This is a genomic window from Yinghuangia soli (assembly GCF_021502675.1).
Lineage (GTDB): Bacteria > Actinomycetota > Actinomycetes > Streptomycetales > Streptomycetaceae > Yinghuangia > Yinghuangia soli.
On sequence record NZ_JAKFHA010000001.1, the window covers coordinates 674,959 to 691,795 of the forward strand.

A 16,837-nucleotide genomic window follows, 5' to 3' on the forward strand; every position below is an offset into this window, starting at 1 on the left:
CCCGCGCCCGATGGTCTTCCCTCAATCCGCGCCCCGCACGCGTTCCCCGGTGGCCCGGCTCCCGGCGGCGCGGCCCCGGAAACGACCAGGGCAGCCGGCGTGCGGCGCACCATCGCGCCGCTCGCCGACTGCCCTGTACGGCTTGGCCGTCCTCGACTCCTCCGGGGACCCCCGAGGGCCCCGGATCAGCCCTTGACGGCCTTGACGACCTTGTCGACCTGGGTCTTGACCTGGGCGTCGGGCACGGCGTCCGAGCTGTACGCGCGGCTCTCGGAGAGGCCCACCATCTTGACGAGCACGGCACCGGACCGGACGAGCTGGATCTCGGCGGAATTGGCCGTGCCGGTCGGGTCCTTCATCGACTTCGGGTCGCTCCAGAACACGGTGATCCAGGCCGAGCCGTCGGCCAGCTTGGGCTGGGGAACAGCGAACACGAACCGGTAGGACGTCGTCTCGTTCTTGGTGTTCACGGCGTCGAACTCCAGGCATTCCTGCGCGGCCGCGAGCTTGGCCACCGCGTCGACCTGCGCGGCGATCGCGTCCGCACTCTCGAAGCGGGCGATCGTCAGGTCGACCCAACTGTGCTTGTCGGCCGCGGACTCCAGGACCTCGGCGGCGTACGCGGCGGGCTTGAGGGCCGACCCGGCCATCACGTCGAGCAGCGGCTGGCACTTCGCCGCGGCGGGCACGGCCTTCATCCCGATGCTGCCGTAGCCCGTGCTCTGCGACGGCTTGACGGTCCAGCCCGGCCCCAGCTCCTTCTGCGTCACTAGGAGTCCCTGGAGCTCGGCCGCACCGAGCACCTTCCCCGGAGCCTGCGACGCACCGGCGCCGCCGGGGGCCGCGCTGCCCGACGCGGCCGCGCCGGGGGCAGCCGACGGAGCAGACGACTGCGCCGCATTGCCGGCCTTCGCGTCCTCGTCCTTGTCGTCGCCGAGGCAGGCGGTGGTGAGCAGAAGCAGCGGAACGAGAGCCGCACCGGTCAGACGCGCGCGGGCAGAACGCATGGGAATCCTCGATCGTGCGTGGGGACATCGGAACATCACCACAATGGTCAAGGGTCGTTGACCGACAGTCAAGGATCATTGACTATTACGGTGCACGGGGCCGTATCAGCGTCATGTCAGCGCCGTGTCAGCCGCGTCCGCTCGGCGCCGGAGCGTGCCAGTGCGGGGTGCGGGGCGTGCCAGGGGGGCGGGGCACGGTGGTTCTCGTCAACCACAGCGAATCCCCCGGGAGACCACGATGACTTCCTACGCCATCGAAGCCGAAGGCCTCGTCAAGAAGTACGGCAGCACCACCGCGATCGACGGCATCGACCTCGTCGCCCGCCAGGGCAGCGTCCTCGCGCTGCTCGGGCCCAACGGGGCCGGCAAGACCACCACGGTCCGCACGCTCGCCACGCTCATCAAGCCGGACGCCGGGTACGCCCGCATCGGCGGCTACGACGTCGTGCGGCAGAGCGCCCCGGTCCGCCGCCTGATCGGCCTCACCGGTCAGTACGCCTCGGTCGACGAGGACATCAGCGGCTACCAGAACCTGGTGATGATCGGCCGCCTGCTCGACTTCTCCCGTGCCGAGGCCAAGGCCCGCGCCGACGAGCTTCTCGCGCGCTTCGAGCTCACCGAGGCCGCGCACCGCGCGCCCGGGACGTACTCGGGCGGCATGCGCCGCCGCCTCGACCTAGCCGCGAGCCTGGTCGGCCGGCCGCAGTTCCTCTACCTGGACGAGCCGACCACCGGCCTCGACCCGCGCAGCCGCGGCGACGTCTGGGAGCTGGTCCGCAATCTGGTCGCCGAGGACGGCGTCACCGTCCTGCTCACCACGCAGTACCTGGACGAGGCCGACCAGTTGGCCAACGACATCGCCGTCATCGACCACGGCCGCGTGATCGCGAACGGCACCGCCGACTCGCTCAAGGCGCAGGTCGGCGGCCAGAGCCTGGAGATCCGCCCTGCGGATCCGGCCCGGCTGGCCGAGACCGCGGCCATCGTCGCCGAGCTGACCGGCAGTGCGCCGGACAGCACCACGCGTCCCGGCCTCGTCACCACGGCCGTGCACGACCCGGACCTGCTGCCGTACGTCGTGCGCCGCCTCGACGAGGCCGGCATCCGGGCCACCGAGCTGGCGCTGCGGCTGCCCAGCCTGGACGAGGTCTTCCTCGAACTCACCGGCCACCCCGCCGAGGACGCCCAGCCGGAACCGGCCGCCGCATGATCCCCGAGGCCAGGCCGCCGCGGCACCGCACGCGCCTTGCCGTCCATCTCCCGTATTCCCCGTGGATCGAGCGCTGCGCCCTGATCGCCGTGCTCTTCACCCTCGTTCTTCTCCGGAGCCAGTCATGACCACCGCCACCCGCACCGCAGCCGACGACACCACCAAGTCCGCACCCAAGCTCCCCCATCCCGGCCCGGGCATCGGACACGACGAAATCCCCCGGCGCGCTGATCCGTTCGCCGTGGTCAGGCACTCCCTGACGCTCACCTGGCGCAGTCTGGTCAAGCTCAAGCGCCAACCCGAGCAGTTCATCGACCTCACGCTGCAGCCGATCCTGTTCATCGTGATGTTCGTCTACCTGTTCGGCGGCGCGATCGAAGGAAGTACCCAGGACTACCTGCAGTTCGTCCTGCCCGGCATCCTCGTCCAGACCGTCGTCTTCGCCTCGCTCGGCACCGGCGTCGGTCTCTGCGAGGACATCAACAAGGGCGTCTTCGACCGCTTCCGGTCGCTCCCCATCTCACGCTTCGCACCGCTGGGCGGCGCGGTGCTGGGCGACGTCTGCCGGTACGTCGTCTCCATCGCCATCGTCTTCGGCTTCGGCTCCGCGATCGGCTTCCGCGTCCAGACCGGCCCCCTCGAGGTCCTCGCCGCCATCGCGCTCGTCCTCGTCTTCGCCTTCGCCATGTCGTGGATCTTCGTCGTCCTCGGCGTCACCATGCGCAACCCCCGCAGCGTCCAGGGCACCGCAATGCTGCTCGGCTTCCCGCTGACCTTCGGCGCCAACATCTTCGCCCGCGCCGAGACGATGCCCGGCTGGCTGCAGGCCTGGGTCGACGTGAACCCCGTCAGCCACCTGACCAGCGCGGTCCGCACCCTCCTCGTCGAAGGCGGCTCCGCCACCGGCGACGCACTCGCCACCCTGGCCTGGGCCGCCGTCATCTTCGCCGTCTTCGCCCCGCTCGCGGTCCACAAGTACAAGACCAAGACCTGATCCACCCCCACATGCCGCAGGCCCGGAAGCCCCCAGCTCCCGGGCCCGCAGCATGCCCGCAACCGGCGGGGCTACCTCTTCGGATTGCCATTCTCGTAGCCCGGGCGGGAGGTTCGGTGCATGGTGCTCGGCGCAGTGGTTCATGGCATCTTCGATGTCCAAAGCGGCGCAGCCTCCTGCTCCGAAGCCCTGTCAGAACGGCGGCTCGTCCACCGAGCCCCACTCGCTGTTCCAGACAGGACCGGCCCAGGCTTCCGGCGGCTGCTCCGGCTCGATGGCGGCTTGGAGGGCCGCCACGTCCTCGCCCCACCCACCCAGAACCGTCGCCACGGCCCGGGCGGAGGGATGCGTCGGGTCGGCGGCGCCGAGTACGTGTTCCGAGATCTGCCGTGCCACTTCCGGCCGGTAGGCGGCGAGGCGCGGGTCGTCCGCCAGGTTCATGGCCGCGAAGAGCGCGGCGTCACGCACGTCCGGCATCGGATCCGCGATCCACGGAAGTACCCCTGCGAACAACTCGGGGCGCACCCTCCGAATCCCGTCGAACACCGGGCCACTCGGCGCCGCATCGAGACCCCACTGCTCTATGCGCTTCGCTTCCAGCAACGTACTTACTGTGTAGGCGACTTCATCCAGCCATCCCAGCATCCGCCAGCGTGACGTGTGGCTGTCCGGCCGCCGGATGTACGCGTCTGCGTCGTCGCTGACCGGTCCTGCGAGCACCGCGGCGACGTACCGGGCCGCCGGGATCGTCGACGGCCCTGGCGTCCCTTGGTGGATCAGATACGCCGTCAGGTGATCGACGCCGCGCACCACGGTCCTGTGGTCTCCGGACAGGATGTCCCGCAGCTTGCCGGGTGTCTCGGCCGTCGAGAAGGACCAACCGTCGACCAAGAACGCATCCCAGTCCGCGGCATCGAGGATCAGCCGGGGATCCCTGTGGATGTCCTCGATTTCCAACTGGTCGCTCGTTTCGGGGGATCTGCGGGTTGTGCCACGGCTAGACCGACTTGAAGAGGTCGAGGGCTTCTGCGTGGGACAGGGCGAGGCCTCGGTCGTGGGCCTTGGTGTACGTGTCCTCGGGCAGGGCTTCCTTCACGTCTGCGGTCACGCGGATGGCGTCGGGGCTGCCGAGGTCCACGTGGCCGCGGGTGGCGGTGGCGGCGCCGAGGATTGCCGCGGCGGATTCGGGGTCGCCGCCGGTGAAGGTCCACCAGGCCAGGCCCTCGGCGACGCTGGCGACCACCGGCATGTCGCGGCTGTCGAGGGCCGCGGCGAGGGCGGTGTCGAGGGCTTCCTTGGCCTTGCTGCGCTCGTGCGGGGCCTCGGCGAAGTAGGCCAGGCTCAGGTGCAGGTACGCGATCATCTGGAACGGGACCATGCGCGCGGTGGGCAACTCCGCCACGGCGCGGGCGTATTGCTTCTCGGCTTCGGGGCGGTCGCCGCGCAGGCGGGCCAAGTCGCCGGCCCAGGCGTACGCGAGGACGACGCCCCCGGCGGTGTCCGCGTCGCCGGCCACCTCGATGGCGGCGTTCATGTCGGCGAGCGCGGCTTCTTCGTCGCCGAGCTGCCAGTACGCCTGGGCGCGCCGCGCCAGCAGCAGCGGGACGTCCTCGTCGGAGCCCAGCACGCGCACCAGTTCGAGGCATTCGTCGATGGCCGCGATGCCCTCCTCCAGGCGCCCCGCGAACCGGTAGACCTCGGAGAGCCCGCCCGCCGCGGACGACCGGCCCCAGCGGTCGCCGATCTCCAGGAACCGGACACGGGCCCGGCGCAGCCGCCGTACGCCCTCGTCGGTCTGCCCGCCGTTGACCGCGACGTGCCCGGCGATCAGGTCGACGACGGCGCGGACCCAGCGGTCCCCGTGCTCCTCGATGGCGCCGAGTGCGGTCATCGTGCCGGTCACGTAGTCGCGCAGCGCCGCGGTCAGCGATTCGACGAGCAGCACGAGCGGGTGGGTGACCGGTCCCGCGAGCTGCCGCATGTGCCAGCGGCTGCGCATCAGCCAGCGCACGCCGTCCGGTTCGCCGCCGGTGACGACGAGCGTCGTGCCGTGGAACCACTCGGCCAGGACGCGCGACTCCGGGTCCGGCGGGTTGCCGCCGTGCGGTACGGCGAGGGCGTCGCCGAGCCAGGCGGACGCCTCGCGGTGGTAGCCGCGGATGGTCCAGTACCAGCCCATCAGCGAGACCGCGCGGACCGCCGAGCGGGCATCGCCCGCGTCGATGGCGAAGCGCAGCGCGGTGCCGAAGTTGTCGTGCTCCTCGGCGATGACCCCGATGGCATCGAGCTGGTCGCCGGTGCGGAGCATCGGGTCGAGGCGTTCGAGCAGCCGGATGGCCCAGTCCACGTGCCGCTGCGCGATACCGGCGTCGGCGCCGTCGTCCTCGCGGCGTTCGGCGGCGAAGGCGGCGATGGTCTCCAGCATGCGGTAGCGCGGTTCGCCGGTGCCGAAGACGTCCACGAGCGACTTGTCGACCAGCCCGGCCAGCAGGTCCAACACGTCGTCAGGCTCGAGGAGTTCGCCGTCCGAGAGGACTTCCTCGGCGGCTTCCAGGGTGGCACCGCCCGCGAAGACCGACAGCCGGCGCAGCACCGCGCGTTCGCGGTCGTCCAGCAGGTCCCAGCTCCATTCGACGACGGCGCGCAGGGTCTGGTGCCGCGGCATGGCGGTACGGCTGCCGCCGGTGAGCAGCTTGAAGCGGTCGTCGAGGCGCCGGGCGATCTGGGTCGGGGTGAGCGACCGGGTGCGCGCGGCGGCGAGTTCGATGGCCAGTGGCATGCCGTCGAGGCGGCGGCAGATCTCCACGACCGCGCCGATGTTGGCGCCGTCGATGACCAGGCCGGGCCGTACGGCCTTGGCGCGGTCCGCGAACAGCCTTACCGACGGGGAGGCCAGGGCCGCGGCGGAATCGGCCGTCTCACCCGGCAGCCCCAGCGGGCCCAGCGGATACAGTGCTTCGCCGACGATGCCCAGCGGCTCGCGGGTCGAGGTCAGGACGCGCAGCGTGGGCGCCTGGGCCAGCAGGGTGTCGGCGACCTCGGCGATGTCCGCGACGAGGTGCTCGCAGTTGTCGAGGATCAGCAACGCGGGTCGACGCACCAGGAGTTCGACCACGCGGGCCAGGACATCGCGGGGTGCGTCGCGGCCGCCGCTGCCGCCCGGCGACTCGACCATGCCGGAGGCGAGGATGCCGCTCTCGCGGCGGCCGAGCGCGCCCAGGATCGCCTGCGGGATGTCGGACGGGTCGTGCACCGGGGCGAGTTCGACGATCCACACGCCGCCGGGGAAGTCCGCGAGCAGCGCGGTTCCGGTCTCCACGGTGATACGCGTCTTCCCGGCGCCGCCGGGGCCTACCACCGAGACGAGGCGCGACTCGGCGAGCATCCCGGCGAGGCGGCTGCGTTCGTCGTCACGGCCGACGAAGCTGGTGAGGCGGGCGGTGAGGTTGGTCGCGGGAGCCGGAGCGGAAGCGGACGCGGGGGCAGCGGCGGGCGCGGGGGCGGAGTCGGGCGCGGGGTCGGCTGCGGAGGCCGGCGTCGTGGTGCCGGCCGCGGTTGCCGCCGGCGCCGCAGCGGGTTCGCTCGTACGAACCGTCTCGGCGGCGCCGGACACCGCAGCAGCAAGCGTCTCGTCACCGGACCCGGCGGCCCCGGATCCCGCGGCCCCGGACCCGACAGGCCCTGATGCGGCAGCCCGGGATGCGGCAGACCCGGCCGCCACCGAACCCGGCGTGGCAATGGTCGGCTCCCCGCGCAGGATCGCCATATGCACGGCGTCCAGCTCCGGCGAAGGATCGATGCCCAACTCGTCGGCCAGTTCGGTGCGCAGCGTCTGGTACACCGCCAGCGCGTCCGCCCGCCGCCCGACCGCGTCCAATGCGGCCATCAGCCTGCCGTGGATGCGCTCGCGCAACGGGTGTTCCATCGCCAGTTGTTCGAGTTCCGGCACCACCTCGGCCGCCTGCCCGAGCCGCAGTCGGGCATCGACGCGGTCCTCGAGGGCGGTCAGGCGCAGCTCTTCTAGCCGGGCGGCCGGTCCGGCCGCGAAGCCCGCTTCGGCGGCATCCGCAAGGGCGGCGCCGCGCCACAGGCCCAGGGCCTCGGCCAGCCGGGCCTCGGCCGCGGCCGGGTCGTCGTCGGCCAGCAGGCGGCGGCCGTCCGCCGCGGCGCGTTCGAACCGGTGCACGTCGACGGCGCCCGGGTCGACGGCCAGCACGTAGCCGGCCGGTCCGGAGGTGATGGCCTCGGGGCCGAGCATGCGGCGCAGCCGGGAGACCAGGGATTGCAGGGCGTTCGCCGCGCCGCTCGGTTCGTCTTCGTCCCAGACCGCGCGGACCAGGACGTCCGCGGGCACCGGCCGGCCGGCGTCCAGCGCCATCCGGGTCAGCAGGACGCGCAGGCGCGTGCCGGAGACCGGGACGGGTTCCCCTACCTCGTCCCGCACCTGAAGCGGGCCCAGCACCGATACATACACACCCCCACTCTTCCAGGTGACGCCCGGAAGGTCGGCGACCGGCTCGGCCGGGGGTGCGGTGCGGCGTCCTCGAGCTCGGGGCAGAGGTGCCGCGGACCCGCTTCAGGGCGGGTGGCGAGCGCACCGTCCGGGCCCGGAACACGGGGATTCGGCCGGTGGGGGGAACCATCGAAGTGATCATCGTGCGAATTCACTCTTACGGGTAATTCACATCACGCTTTAGAGTGAATTCGGGTGGTGCGGATACTCAGTGGGCGGAACCGCTGCGGCCCACCCGGCCGAGGAATTCGCCCCAGGCCGCGGGGGCCACGGCGAGCATCGGACCGGGTACCGACTTCGAATCGCGGACCCGCACGGAAGCCCCCGAACCGGCGGCTTCCACACAGTTGTTGGCGCCGCCGCTGTAAGTGCTGCGGTGCCACGGCAAGCCCGCGTGAGCTGCGGCGACATCGGCCGCGACAGAAGTGCCCGGGGAAGCGGGATCGTGCTGTGCGTTGCTCAAGACAATTCCTTTGCAGCGTGCTCGATCATGGACGTCGAGTCCCCGTACGAGAGCGCGGAAGCGCGGATGTCCTCGAACATCCGCTGATAGACGCGGACGTGGTCGGGTTCCTCGAGATAGAGGCTACTCGTGCGGCTGTCGACCACCACCACGTCCAGATCGGACAATGCGGGGAAATCGATGATGGCGAACGCCCCTTCGATGGCCGGGTGTGCGCCGCACGCGAACGGGAGCACCTGGATCCGGATGTTGGGGCGCTGCGAGGCCTCGGCCAGGTGCGCCAGCTGGGCCCGCATGCTCTCGCGCCCGCCGACCGCCTGGCGCAGCACGGCCTCGCCGAGGACCAGCGTGAGCTGGAACGCCGGTTCGCCGTCCGGACCGGTGCGGTCCAGGATCGTCTGGCGCTCGCCGCGCACCCGGACCAGGGTGTCGACCTCGTCCGGGGTGAGGTCGTCGCGCACCGACGAGATCACCGCACGGGCGTAGTCCGGGGTCTGCAAGAGGCCCGGCACGAGCGAGAGTTCGTAGCTGCGCATGCCGGACGCGTCCGCCTCCAGGCTGAGCAGCTCGGTGTACGACGGCGGCAGCACCGAGGAGTAACTCCGCCACCAGCCGCGCTTCTTGGCCTCGCGGGCCAGGGTGAGCAGGGCCTCGCGCTCGTCCTCGTCCTCGACCGCGTACAGGTCGAGGAGGATGCGCAGGTCCACGGGCCGCACGCCGCTGCGGCCCAGTTCGATGCGGCTGACCTTGGAGTCGGAGCACTCCAGGCGCGCGGCGACGTCCTCGAGGCTCAGTCCGCGGTGCTCGCGGAGCCGGCGCAGCTCGGTGCCGAGCCGGCGCTGGCGGACGGTGGGATTGGGGGCCAGGGCCACGGTGCGCCTCCGGGGGAATCCGAGGGATGGGGCCGGGCGCGGCCGCGCTGCATCCGGTCCGGGCGCCGCGCGGGGGTTCCGGGGTGCGGGCGCGCCGGGTGGATTTCGCGGCTGCGATGGGGGGACAGTGTGCACCACGTTGAGGCGCTTCGTGACCAGTACGCGAAAACGCCCAACAGTCCAAGAATGGGAGTTGCAGGCTTGGTGGTCGCACGGCACGCTGAAAGTCCGATCTGACTCACCGTCGCCTTCGGGTCGCTCACGGTTCCCAAAAACCCCGACCGCGCGGCCCCCATCTCACGCACCCCATGCGTGTGCCCTCGGAGGATGACTATGCCGGTGATGGCGGAAGACGTCCGTCACTACTGCGTCCAACTCTCGGCCTCGGACCTCGCGGTCCACCGGGCCCGCCGCAGCGCGGAGCGCGTCCTGAAGGCCTGGGACCTCGGCGAACTCGCCGATGTCGCGAGCCTCTTGATGAGCGAACTGCTGACCAACGTGCTGATCCACGTCGGCCCGGGAGCCTGGCATTCGCTCACCGTCGTGCACGACGGCGCCGGGTTGCGCGTCGAAGTGCGCGACCCCTGCCCGCGGCTGCCTGCGGCCCGCGGCGGGGGTCCCGACGACGAGTTCGGACGCGGCCTCGCACTCGTCGAGTGCCTCGCGCACAGCTGGGGAGCCGACGCCCTGCCGAGTGGCAAGGTGGTCTGGTTCACTCTCCGGGCTGACTGAGGATTTCACCCGATCGAGTGGAGTTGCGGCAGGGTCGGCGAGGGGCTGCCACATCCCGCCCACGCCCGTCCCGGATCCGGCCCCGGCACCCCCGGAAACGCGCCCGGAACGCGCCCGCTCCCCCGGTCCGGCGTCCCGTCAGACCCGCGCCCGGCACTCCTCGGCGAAAGCCATGATGCGCAGGTGATACGCCCGCGCAGCGTGGTGCAGGCTCATGTTGTGGCCGACCCCGGGCTGCGTGTGGAGCTCCACGCGCGGCGCCTGGGCCAGCAGCCGGCCGGCCTCCTCCAGCACCTCGGGCCCGGCCAGGTTGGAGCTCTCGTACTCCGCGACGGTCCAGTGCACCGGCACCTGCACCTTGCCGAGGATGCCGGGCAGCGTGAGCGGGTTGTCGCGGGCGTCGCAGAACTCGGCGATCGGGACCGGCGCGACCACGCGCCCCTCGCGGGTCAGCAGCGCCGGGTCGTAGGTGCCGGGCGGGCCGAAGTAGGTCTCGGCGCCCGTCCCGGGCCCGCGCAGCGGCGGCACCAGCTCTCCGTCGGTCGGCACCGCGGCCATCGCCCGGGCCTTCTCCTCGGTATAGCGCAGCGGCACGCCGCCGGCCGCGACGCCGAGCAGCCGCTTGCCCTCCTCGGTCGCCGCCATGCGGAGCGCGAGGATCGCGCCCATCGAGTGCGCGGCGAGGAAGAGGCCGCCGCCGAAGGCGCCGCCCAGGTACGCGGGCAGCACATCGGCCAGCCGGAACAGCAGTTCGGCCTGGTGGTCGAGGTCCTGGCGGTCGCGCGGCAGCCCTGCCGACGCGCCGTACCCGGGCCGGTCGACGGCCAGTACGGTCCAGCCCAGCGAGGCGCCGAGCAGCAGAAGCGAGGTGTCCGGAGCCGAGTCGCGGTGCCAGTACGCGGCGTGCGAGCCGCCGCCGTGCAGGGCCAGGACCGTGCCGCGGCTGGGCCACACCGCGGACCGCGCGAGCAGCCCGGACAGGTGGACGCCGGCCACGTCGTACTGCACCGACTCGACCTTGTACTGCATGTGCTTCGTCCGACCTCCGCGTACTTCCCCCCGTGCCTCCCCCTTGATGAGAACACATCGGTCATTGACGCTGTCATGACCCCCTTCACATAATGAACTCTCATTAGAAACCGCTCGGGCGGGCGGCAGCCGGGAGGCCGGCCGCGACCGCCGCCCCGGAGCGGGTACGGGAGCACCGAAGCAGCGGGAGAGCGGGCATGAAGCACGAGGACGTCGTCGCCACCGGACGCCGCATCATCGACCACATCACCGAGCGCACGCTCGACCTCGGCGAGGCCCCGCTGCAGGTGGACAGCTCGGTGTTCACCGACCCCGAGCGCCTGGCCCGGGAGCGCGAGGTCCTCTTCCGCCGCACCCCGCAGGTCGTCGGCTGGGCCGGCGAGGTCGCCGAACCGGGCGACTTCCTGGCCCGCGACGTGGACGGCATGCCGGTCCTGGTCACCCGCGACGAGGACGGCGAACTGCACGCGTTCCTGAACGCCTGCACGCACCGCGGCATGCCGGTCGCCCCCGAGACCGCCGACCGCGAGGGCACCTCCGGCACCGGCTGCAGCAGCGCGCGCCGCTTCATCTGCAGCTACCACGGCTGGCAGTTCGACTCGGCCGGCTCCCTGGTCGGCCTGCCCTCGCGCCCGCAGTTCCCGGGCATCGACCCCAAGCAGTTCGGCCTCAAGAAGCTGCCGGTGGCGATATCCGCCGGCCTGATCGTGGTCGGCCTGCGCCCCGACGTCGAGGTCGAGGGCGCGCTCGCGGACGTCGAGGAGGCCTTCGCCGGCTTCCCGTACGACCGGACCCGCGCGGTGGTCAGCGAGACCTTCACGCTCAAGGCCAACTGGAAGCTGACCGTCGACATCAACCTGGAGGGGTACCACATCCCCTTCCTGCACAAGGCCACCATCCACGGCATCGTGCTCAACAACGGCATCGTCGACACGTGGGGCCCGCACAGCCGCTTCGCCGTCCCGATCGCCGGCTTCGAGGCGCTCGACGCGGTCCCCGAGGAGAACTGGCCGGCCCGGCTGCCGATGGTCAACGTGCAGACCGTCCTGCCGTCCACCGTCCTCATCGAGAGCCCGCTGAGCACCACGATGCTCCGTGTCTACCCCGGCCAGGTCCCCGGCGAGTCGGTCATCCACATGACCGAGGGCACCTGGGACCCCCTGGACGAGAACAGCACCGCGACGGCGCGCAGCAACCACGAGACCAACAAGCGCGTGCTGGTCACCGAGGACTTCCCCGGCGCCGAGGCCTGCCACCGCGGCTTCGCCAACGGCATCGACACGATGGTCATCGGCATGGGCGAGTCGGCCGTCGCCCACTGGCACCACGTCTGGGACAAGGCCCTCGCCGACGCGAGCTGAGCAGCCGGACCAAGCGGGACGCCCTTGCTTCAGGGCGTCCCGCTGCTGCTTCAGCGGGCCACGGGGGCCAGGGTCGCGGCCAGGAACATGTCGACCAGGTTGCCCACGAACAGCTCCGGGGCGATCTGGGTCGGGCGGCCCGCGTGGTCGAGGAGGCGGGCGCGGTCGGCGAGCGCGTGCAGGACCATCGTGCCGCCGACGCGCATCCGCTCGGGGCGCAGCAGGGCCGGGACCTGGCGGCCGTGCTTCCAGATGCGGGCGTACGCCTCGTCCGCGGCCGTCGCGTCCAGCAGGGCCCGCACCTCGGGGGCGCTGCGCGTCGGGTCGGCCATCAGCTCGGCGACGATGCGCAGGAACGCACGGCCGCGCCACTCGTCCGCGTCCAGCTGCTCGGCGAGCGGCAGGACGAAGGCCTCCGCGGCCCGGCGCACCTTCTCCGGGTGCGCGTCGGCGAGCGCGAGCAGTTCGCTGCGGCGCTCGCGGACCTGCGGGATGTGCCGTTCGAGCAGGGCGCTGAGCAGGCCCTCGCGGGAGCGGAAGTGGTACTGGAGAGCTGATGCGTTGCGCTGCCCCGCCGCGGTGTTGATCTCGTTGAGCGACACCGCGGCGATGCCGCGCTCGGCGAAGAGGCGCGCGGCGGCATCGAGCAGCTCGCGGCGCGTGGCCTCTGGATTACGTCCCACAACCGTTGAAACTAACGGACGCGCTACTTAATGTGCACTCATCAATTGCGTGCCCGCCGTCGCGCGCACCGCTGCCGCTTGCCTGCGACACGGCGGCTGGCGTGCCGCACGTGAGAGGACCGGTATGGGGACCGCGACGACTTCTCCACCTCCCGAGACTCCGCCGACGCCGCCGAAGCTGGCCGCGATATCCGCGGACTCGCATGTCACCGAGCCGGGCGACTGCTACGTGGACCGCATCGATCCGGCTTTCCGGGACCGTGCGCCGGTGGCCGCCACCGACCCGCGGATGGGGGCGGTGATGCTGATCGACAACGGCCGCAACCGCATCCCGTACGGCATGATCGCCGCCGCGGGCCGCCCGCCGGAGACCGTCGGGCCGTTCGAGTTCACCGGCTGGGAGCAGCTCCACCAGGGCGGTTGGGACCCGGTCGCGCGGCTTGCCGAGCAGGACCGGGACGGCGTGCTGGCCGAGGTGATCTACCCGTCGGTCGGCATGCTGCTGTGCAACCACCCGGACGCGGACTACAAGAAGGCCTGCTTCGACGCGTACAACCTGTGGCTCGCCGAGGAGTTCGCCGGGCACGCGCCCGACCGGCTGATCGGCATGGGCCAGACCGCGCTGCGCAGTGTCGCGGAAGGCGTCGAGGACCTGGCCCGGATGAAGGCGCTCGGGCTGCGCGGCGTGATGATGCCCGGCCACCCGGCCTGCGCGCAGGAGGCCGGCGACTACGACGACCCGCGCTGGGACCCGCTGTGGCGGGCCGCCGCCGAACTCGGCATGCCGGTCGCGTTCCACATCCTCACCTCGGGCAACGACCAGATCGGCAGCCCGCAGTACCGCGGCCCCAAGATGAACAGCTTCCTGGGCATCATGCGCGGCTGCCAGGACGTCATCGGGACGCTGGTCTTCGGCGGCGTGTTCGACCGCGTGCCCGAGCTGAAGGTGGTGTGCGTCGAGGCGGACGCGGGGTGGATGCCGCACTGGATGTACCGGGCCGACCACGCGGTCCGCTACCACGGCAACTGGCTCGGCGACCGCGACCTGTCGCGGCTGCCCAGCGAGTACGTGCGCGACCACGTCCACCTGACCTTCCAGGACGACGCGGTGGCGTTCCGGGTCACCGACCTGATGGACCACCGCCGCCTGATGTGGGCCAACGACCACCCGCACTCCGACTCGACGTTCCCGCACTCGCAGCAGGTCCTCGCGGAGCACACCGCGCACCTCTCCGACGATGTGCGCGATGCCATCCTGTGGCGCAACTGCGCCGAACTGTACGGACTTTCTCTCCCTGACCTGCCCGCCTCCCCGGCAGGAACCCCCGACCGAAAGGGCGTCCCGGCATGACCGCAGACCTCGTGATCACCGGCGGCACGGTGGTCGACGGCACCGGCGCCGCACCCTACGCGGCCGACGTCGCGGTCACCGGCGGCCGCATCGTCGCGATAGGCCCCGGCCTGTCCGGCCGCCGCACGCTCGACGCGACCGGGCACATCGTGGCGCCCGGCTTCATCGACATCCACACGCACTATGACGCCCAGGTCTTCTGGGACCCGGCGCTGACCCCGTCGTGCTTCCACGGCGTCACGACGGTCGTGGCCGGAAACTGCGGCTTCTCCATCGCCCCGACGCGCCCCGAGCACCACGGCGTCATCGCGCGCACGCTGGAGAACGTCGAGGACATGGACGTCGCCACCCTGGAAGCCGGAATCCCCTGGGACTTCAGCGACTTCCCCGGCTACCTCGACTCGGTGGAGCGGCGCGGCGTCGGCCTCAACTACACCGCGTACATCGGGCACACCGCGCTGCGGCTGTACGTCATGGGCATGGACGCGTACGAACGCGCCGCCACCGCCGACGAGATCGCCGAGATGCAGGAGGTGCTGCGCGCCTCGCTGCGGGCCGGCGCAGCCGGTTTCGCGACCAGCTTCGCGCCCACCCACCGCGGCATCGACGGCAAGCCGGTGCCGAGCCGCCACGCGGACCGCGCCGAGATCGACGCGCTGCTCGACGTGGTACGCGAAGAGCGGCGCGGCGTGGTCGAGTTCACCCCCGGCGAGCAGCTCGGCATCCCGGACCTGTACGACATCCAGCCGGGCGTCGGCGTGCCGTTCACCTACACCGCGCTGATGACCACCCCGGCCGGCTCGCACGAACGCCTGGTGGCCCTCAACCGGGCCGGCTGGGCCAAGGGCGCGCAGGTGTGGCCGCAGGTCAGCCCTCGTCCGCTGACGTTCTCGTTCACGCTCCTCGAGCCGTTCACGCTGAACTCCAACCCGGTCTTCGGCGAGCTGATGGCCGGCGGCCTCGAGGAGCGCCGGGCAGCGTACGCCGACCCGGAGTTCCGCGAGCGCGCCCGCGCGGCGTGGAAGGCGGAAGGCGCTTTCCTGGTGCCGCGCTGGGGCACGTACACGGTCGACGAGTCGGCCGCGCACCCCGACCTGCTGGGCCGCAAGCTGGACGAGGTGGCCGCCGAGCGCGGCCTCGACCCCTTCGACCTGCTGCTGGACCTGGCCCTCGAAGAGCCGGGCCTCGACCTGCGGATGCGCTGCATTCTGGCCAACGACGACGTCGACGCGCTGCTCGGCATCCTCACCGAGGAGCACTGCACGCTCGGCCTGTCCGACGCGGGCGCGCACGTCGGCCAGCTGTGCGACGCCCCGCAGGCCACCGACTTCCTCGGCAAGTGGGTGCGGGAGCGGTCGCTCATGCCGATCGAGACCGCGGTACGCAAGCTCACCGGCGTGCAGGCCGACATCCTGGGCCTGACCGACCGCGGCTACCTGCGTCCGGGGCAGTGGGCCGACATCGTGGTCTTCGACCCGGCGACCGTGGCCCCGGGCCCGATCCGCCGCGTCCGCGACTTCCCCGCCGACGGCGAACGCCTCACCGCCGACCAGCCCACCGGCATCCGCCACGTGGTGGTCAACGGCACCCCGATCCAGATCGACGGCACCCGCACCGAAGACGCAGGCCTGCCGGGCCAGGTGGTCAGGGTCCCCGCGCGCGCCTGACAACAGCTCCGGGGGCTGCAGACCACATCGACGCAGGTCAGTCCGCAGTCCCCGGAGCAGCGACCCATCGCACAACCTGACCGGTCAGGGCCGCGATCATGTCGTAGTCGCCGTCGTAATGAAGCACGACCAAGCCGTGCCGCTCCGCCGTGGCCGCGATGATCAGGTCTGCCATCGACAGCGACCGGTGGATGCCCTTGGCGATCGCAAGTTGCTGGACCTCGACCACCCGGTCCCAGACTTCGTCGGTACAGCGTACGTAGTCGAAGCCGTAGAGCAGCCGCTTGATGCGTGCTGCCTCACCGACGTTGCGGGCACTGAAGAGCATTTCGTACTCGACTGCGCCCGTCACGGCGAGCAGTGCTCTCTCCGACAGTTCATCGAGCAGCGGCTTGGCTGCGGGTTTCCCCCAGCGCACGAGGGCCGACTTGTCGATGAGGTAGCGCACACCGCTCACCTCGCGGCTCCGCCAGGGCCGTCGTCCGAAAAGTCGAACTCGCCTGCGGCAATTGCCTCGGCCAGTTCACGACGCCTGGCCAACTTCACGGCCGCTTCAAGTGCCGCGTTGACCGTCGCCACCTTGGTCGGTGTCCCGTAGTGCCGCTGGGCTTCGGCCAGCAAAGTGTCATCGACGTCTATCACCGTACGGCTCATGGCTGCCTCCTCCTGAAACGACCGAGGCAGCCATGATATCAACTCGACAGGTCAATCGATATCACCTCTTGAGCCCCTCCCGGTCTTGACAGTGTGCGCGGGGCGGTCCAATCTCCTGGGTGTGAGAGCGCTCTCACGCAGATGTAACAGGGAGCGCTTCGACGCTGCTTTGCCCTGCCTTCTTGCGCCTGCGCCTGCTGTATTCCGAGCTGTGCCGGGCGCCGTTCCGCCGCACTTCTGCTTTGCCGCACGTCTGTTTTGCCGCACTGCCGTACCGCCGCTTTGCCGTACCGCTGCCCCG

15 protein-coding genes are annotated in these 16,837 nt (G+C 71.4%); 6 read left to right on the forward strand and 9 right to left on the reverse strand.

Annotation, left to right across the window (positions count from 1 at the left end):
• Positions 1-185 precede the first annotated feature (185 nt).
• A complete protein-coding gene (locus LZ495_RS02910; RefSeq protein ID WP_235050227.1) occupies positions 186-1,007 on the reverse strand; it encodes a hypothetical protein in 822 nt (273 codons plus the stop codon).
• Between the two features lie 238 nt (positions 1,008-1,245).
• Here LZ495_RS02910 and LZ495_RS02915 point away from each other — a divergent pair, with 238 nt between their 5' ends.
• Positions 1,246-2,217, forward strand: coding sequence for an ATP-binding cassette domain-containing protein (locus LZ495_RS02915; protein WP_235050228.1), 972 nt, complete (start codon positions 1,246-1,248; stop codon positions 2,215-2,217).
• A 124-nt stretch (positions 2,218-2,341) separates the two neighbouring features.
• A complete protein-coding gene (locus tag LZ495_RS02920) occupies positions 2,342-3,211 on the forward strand; it encodes an ABC transporter permease (RefSeq protein WP_235050229.1) in 870 nt (289 codons plus the stop codon).
• Between the two features lie 192 nt (positions 3,212-3,403).
• On the opposite strand, the gene LZ495_RS02925 is transcribed toward LZ495_RS02920, so the two are convergent.
• The 4 genes from LZ495_RS02925 to LZ495_RS02940 form a co-directional block, all read right to left on the reverse strand.
• On the reverse strand, positions 3,404-4,168 hold the full coding sequence (locus LZ495_RS02925; RefSeq protein ID WP_235050230.1) for a hypothetical protein: 765 nt from the start codon (positions 4,166-4,168) through the stop codon (positions 3,404-3,406).
• Positions 4,169-4,208: 40 nt separating this feature from the next.
• Positions 4,209-7,685, reverse strand: a complete 3,477-nt coding sequence (locus tag LZ495_RS02930; RefSeq protein ID WP_235050231.1) for an AfsR/SARP family transcriptional regulator — start codon at positions 7,683-7,685, stop codon at positions 4,209-4,211.
• A gap of 247 nt (positions 7,686-7,932) precedes the next feature.
• The gene (locus LZ495_RS02935) at positions 7,933-8,187 is read right to left on the reverse strand and encodes a DUF397 domain-containing protein (RefSeq protein WP_235050232.1); all 255 of its coding nucleotides are present in this window, start codon (positions 8,185-8,187) and stop codon (positions 7,933-7,935) included.
• A complete protein-coding gene (locus LZ495_RS02940; protein WP_235050233.1) occupies positions 8,184-9,059 on the reverse strand; it encodes a helix-turn-helix domain-containing protein in 876 nt (291 codons plus the stop codon). Before LZ495_RS02940 ends, LZ495_RS02935 begins: the two co-directional genes overlap by 4 nt.
• A 342-nt stretch (positions 9,060-9,401) precedes the next feature.
• Between LZ495_RS02940 and LZ495_RS02945 the strand changes: the two genes are divergently transcribed.
• Positions 9,402-9,791, forward strand: a complete 390-nt coding sequence (locus tag LZ495_RS02945) for an ATP-binding protein (protein WP_235050234.1) — start codon at positions 9,402-9,404, stop codon at positions 9,789-9,791.
• A 138-nt stretch (positions 9,792-9,929) separates the two neighbouring features.
• On the opposite strand, the gene LZ495_RS02950 is transcribed toward LZ495_RS02945, so the two are convergent.
• Complete coding sequence (locus LZ495_RS02950; RefSeq protein WP_235050235.1) at positions 9,930-10,820, reverse strand: alpha/beta fold hydrolase; 891 nt, start codon at positions 10,818-10,820, stop codon at positions 9,930-9,932.
• Between the two features lie 197 nt (positions 10,821-11,017).
• Here LZ495_RS02950 and LZ495_RS02955 point away from each other — a divergent pair, with 197 nt between their 5' ends.
• Positions 11,018-12,181 (forward strand): aromatic ring-hydroxylating oxygenase subunit alpha, encoded by a 1,164-nt coding sequence (locus LZ495_RS02955; RefSeq protein ID WP_235050236.1) that lies wholly within the window; start codon positions 11,018-11,020, stop codon positions 12,179-12,181.
• A gap of 50 nt (positions 12,182-12,231) precedes the next feature.
• On the opposite strand, the gene LZ495_RS02960 is transcribed toward LZ495_RS02955, so the two are convergent.
• A complete protein-coding gene (locus tag LZ495_RS02960; RefSeq protein ID WP_235050237.1) occupies positions 12,232-12,864 on the reverse strand; it encodes a TetR/AcrR family transcriptional regulator in 633 nt (210 codons plus the stop codon).
• A 124-nt stretch (positions 12,865-12,988) separates the two neighbouring features.
• On the opposite strand from LZ495_RS02960, the gene LZ495_RS02965 reads away from it, so the two are divergent.
• Together LZ495_RS02965 and LZ495_RS02970 are read left to right on the forward strand one after the other, a co-directional pair.
• Complete coding sequence (locus LZ495_RS02965) at positions 12,989-14,215, forward strand: amidohydrolase family protein (RefSeq protein ID WP_235050238.1); 1,227 nt, start codon at positions 12,989-12,991, stop codon at positions 14,213-14,215.
• Positions 14,212-15,882, forward strand: coding sequence for an N-acyl-D-amino-acid deacylase family protein (locus LZ495_RS02970; RefSeq protein WP_235050239.1), 1,671 nt, complete (start codon positions 14,212-14,214; stop codon positions 15,880-15,882). The genes LZ495_RS02965 and LZ495_RS02970 overlap by 4 nt, the downstream gene beginning before the upstream one ends.
• Before the next feature lie 37 nt (positions 15,883-15,919).
• On the opposite strand, the gene LZ495_RS02975 is transcribed toward LZ495_RS02970, so the two are convergent.
• The gene (locus LZ495_RS02975; RefSeq protein ID WP_372498508.1) at positions 15,920-16,330 is read right to left on the reverse strand and encodes a PIN domain nuclease; all 411 of its coding nucleotides are present in this window, start codon (positions 16,328-16,330) and stop codon (positions 15,920-15,922) included.
• 5 nt (positions 16,331-16,335) lie between these two features.
• Entirely contained in the window at positions 16,336-16,536 is a 201-nt protein-coding gene (locus LZ495_RS02980; RefSeq protein WP_235050241.1) for a type II toxin-antitoxin system VapB family antitoxin, read from the reverse strand.
• Positions 16,537-16,837 lie beyond the last annotated feature (301 nt).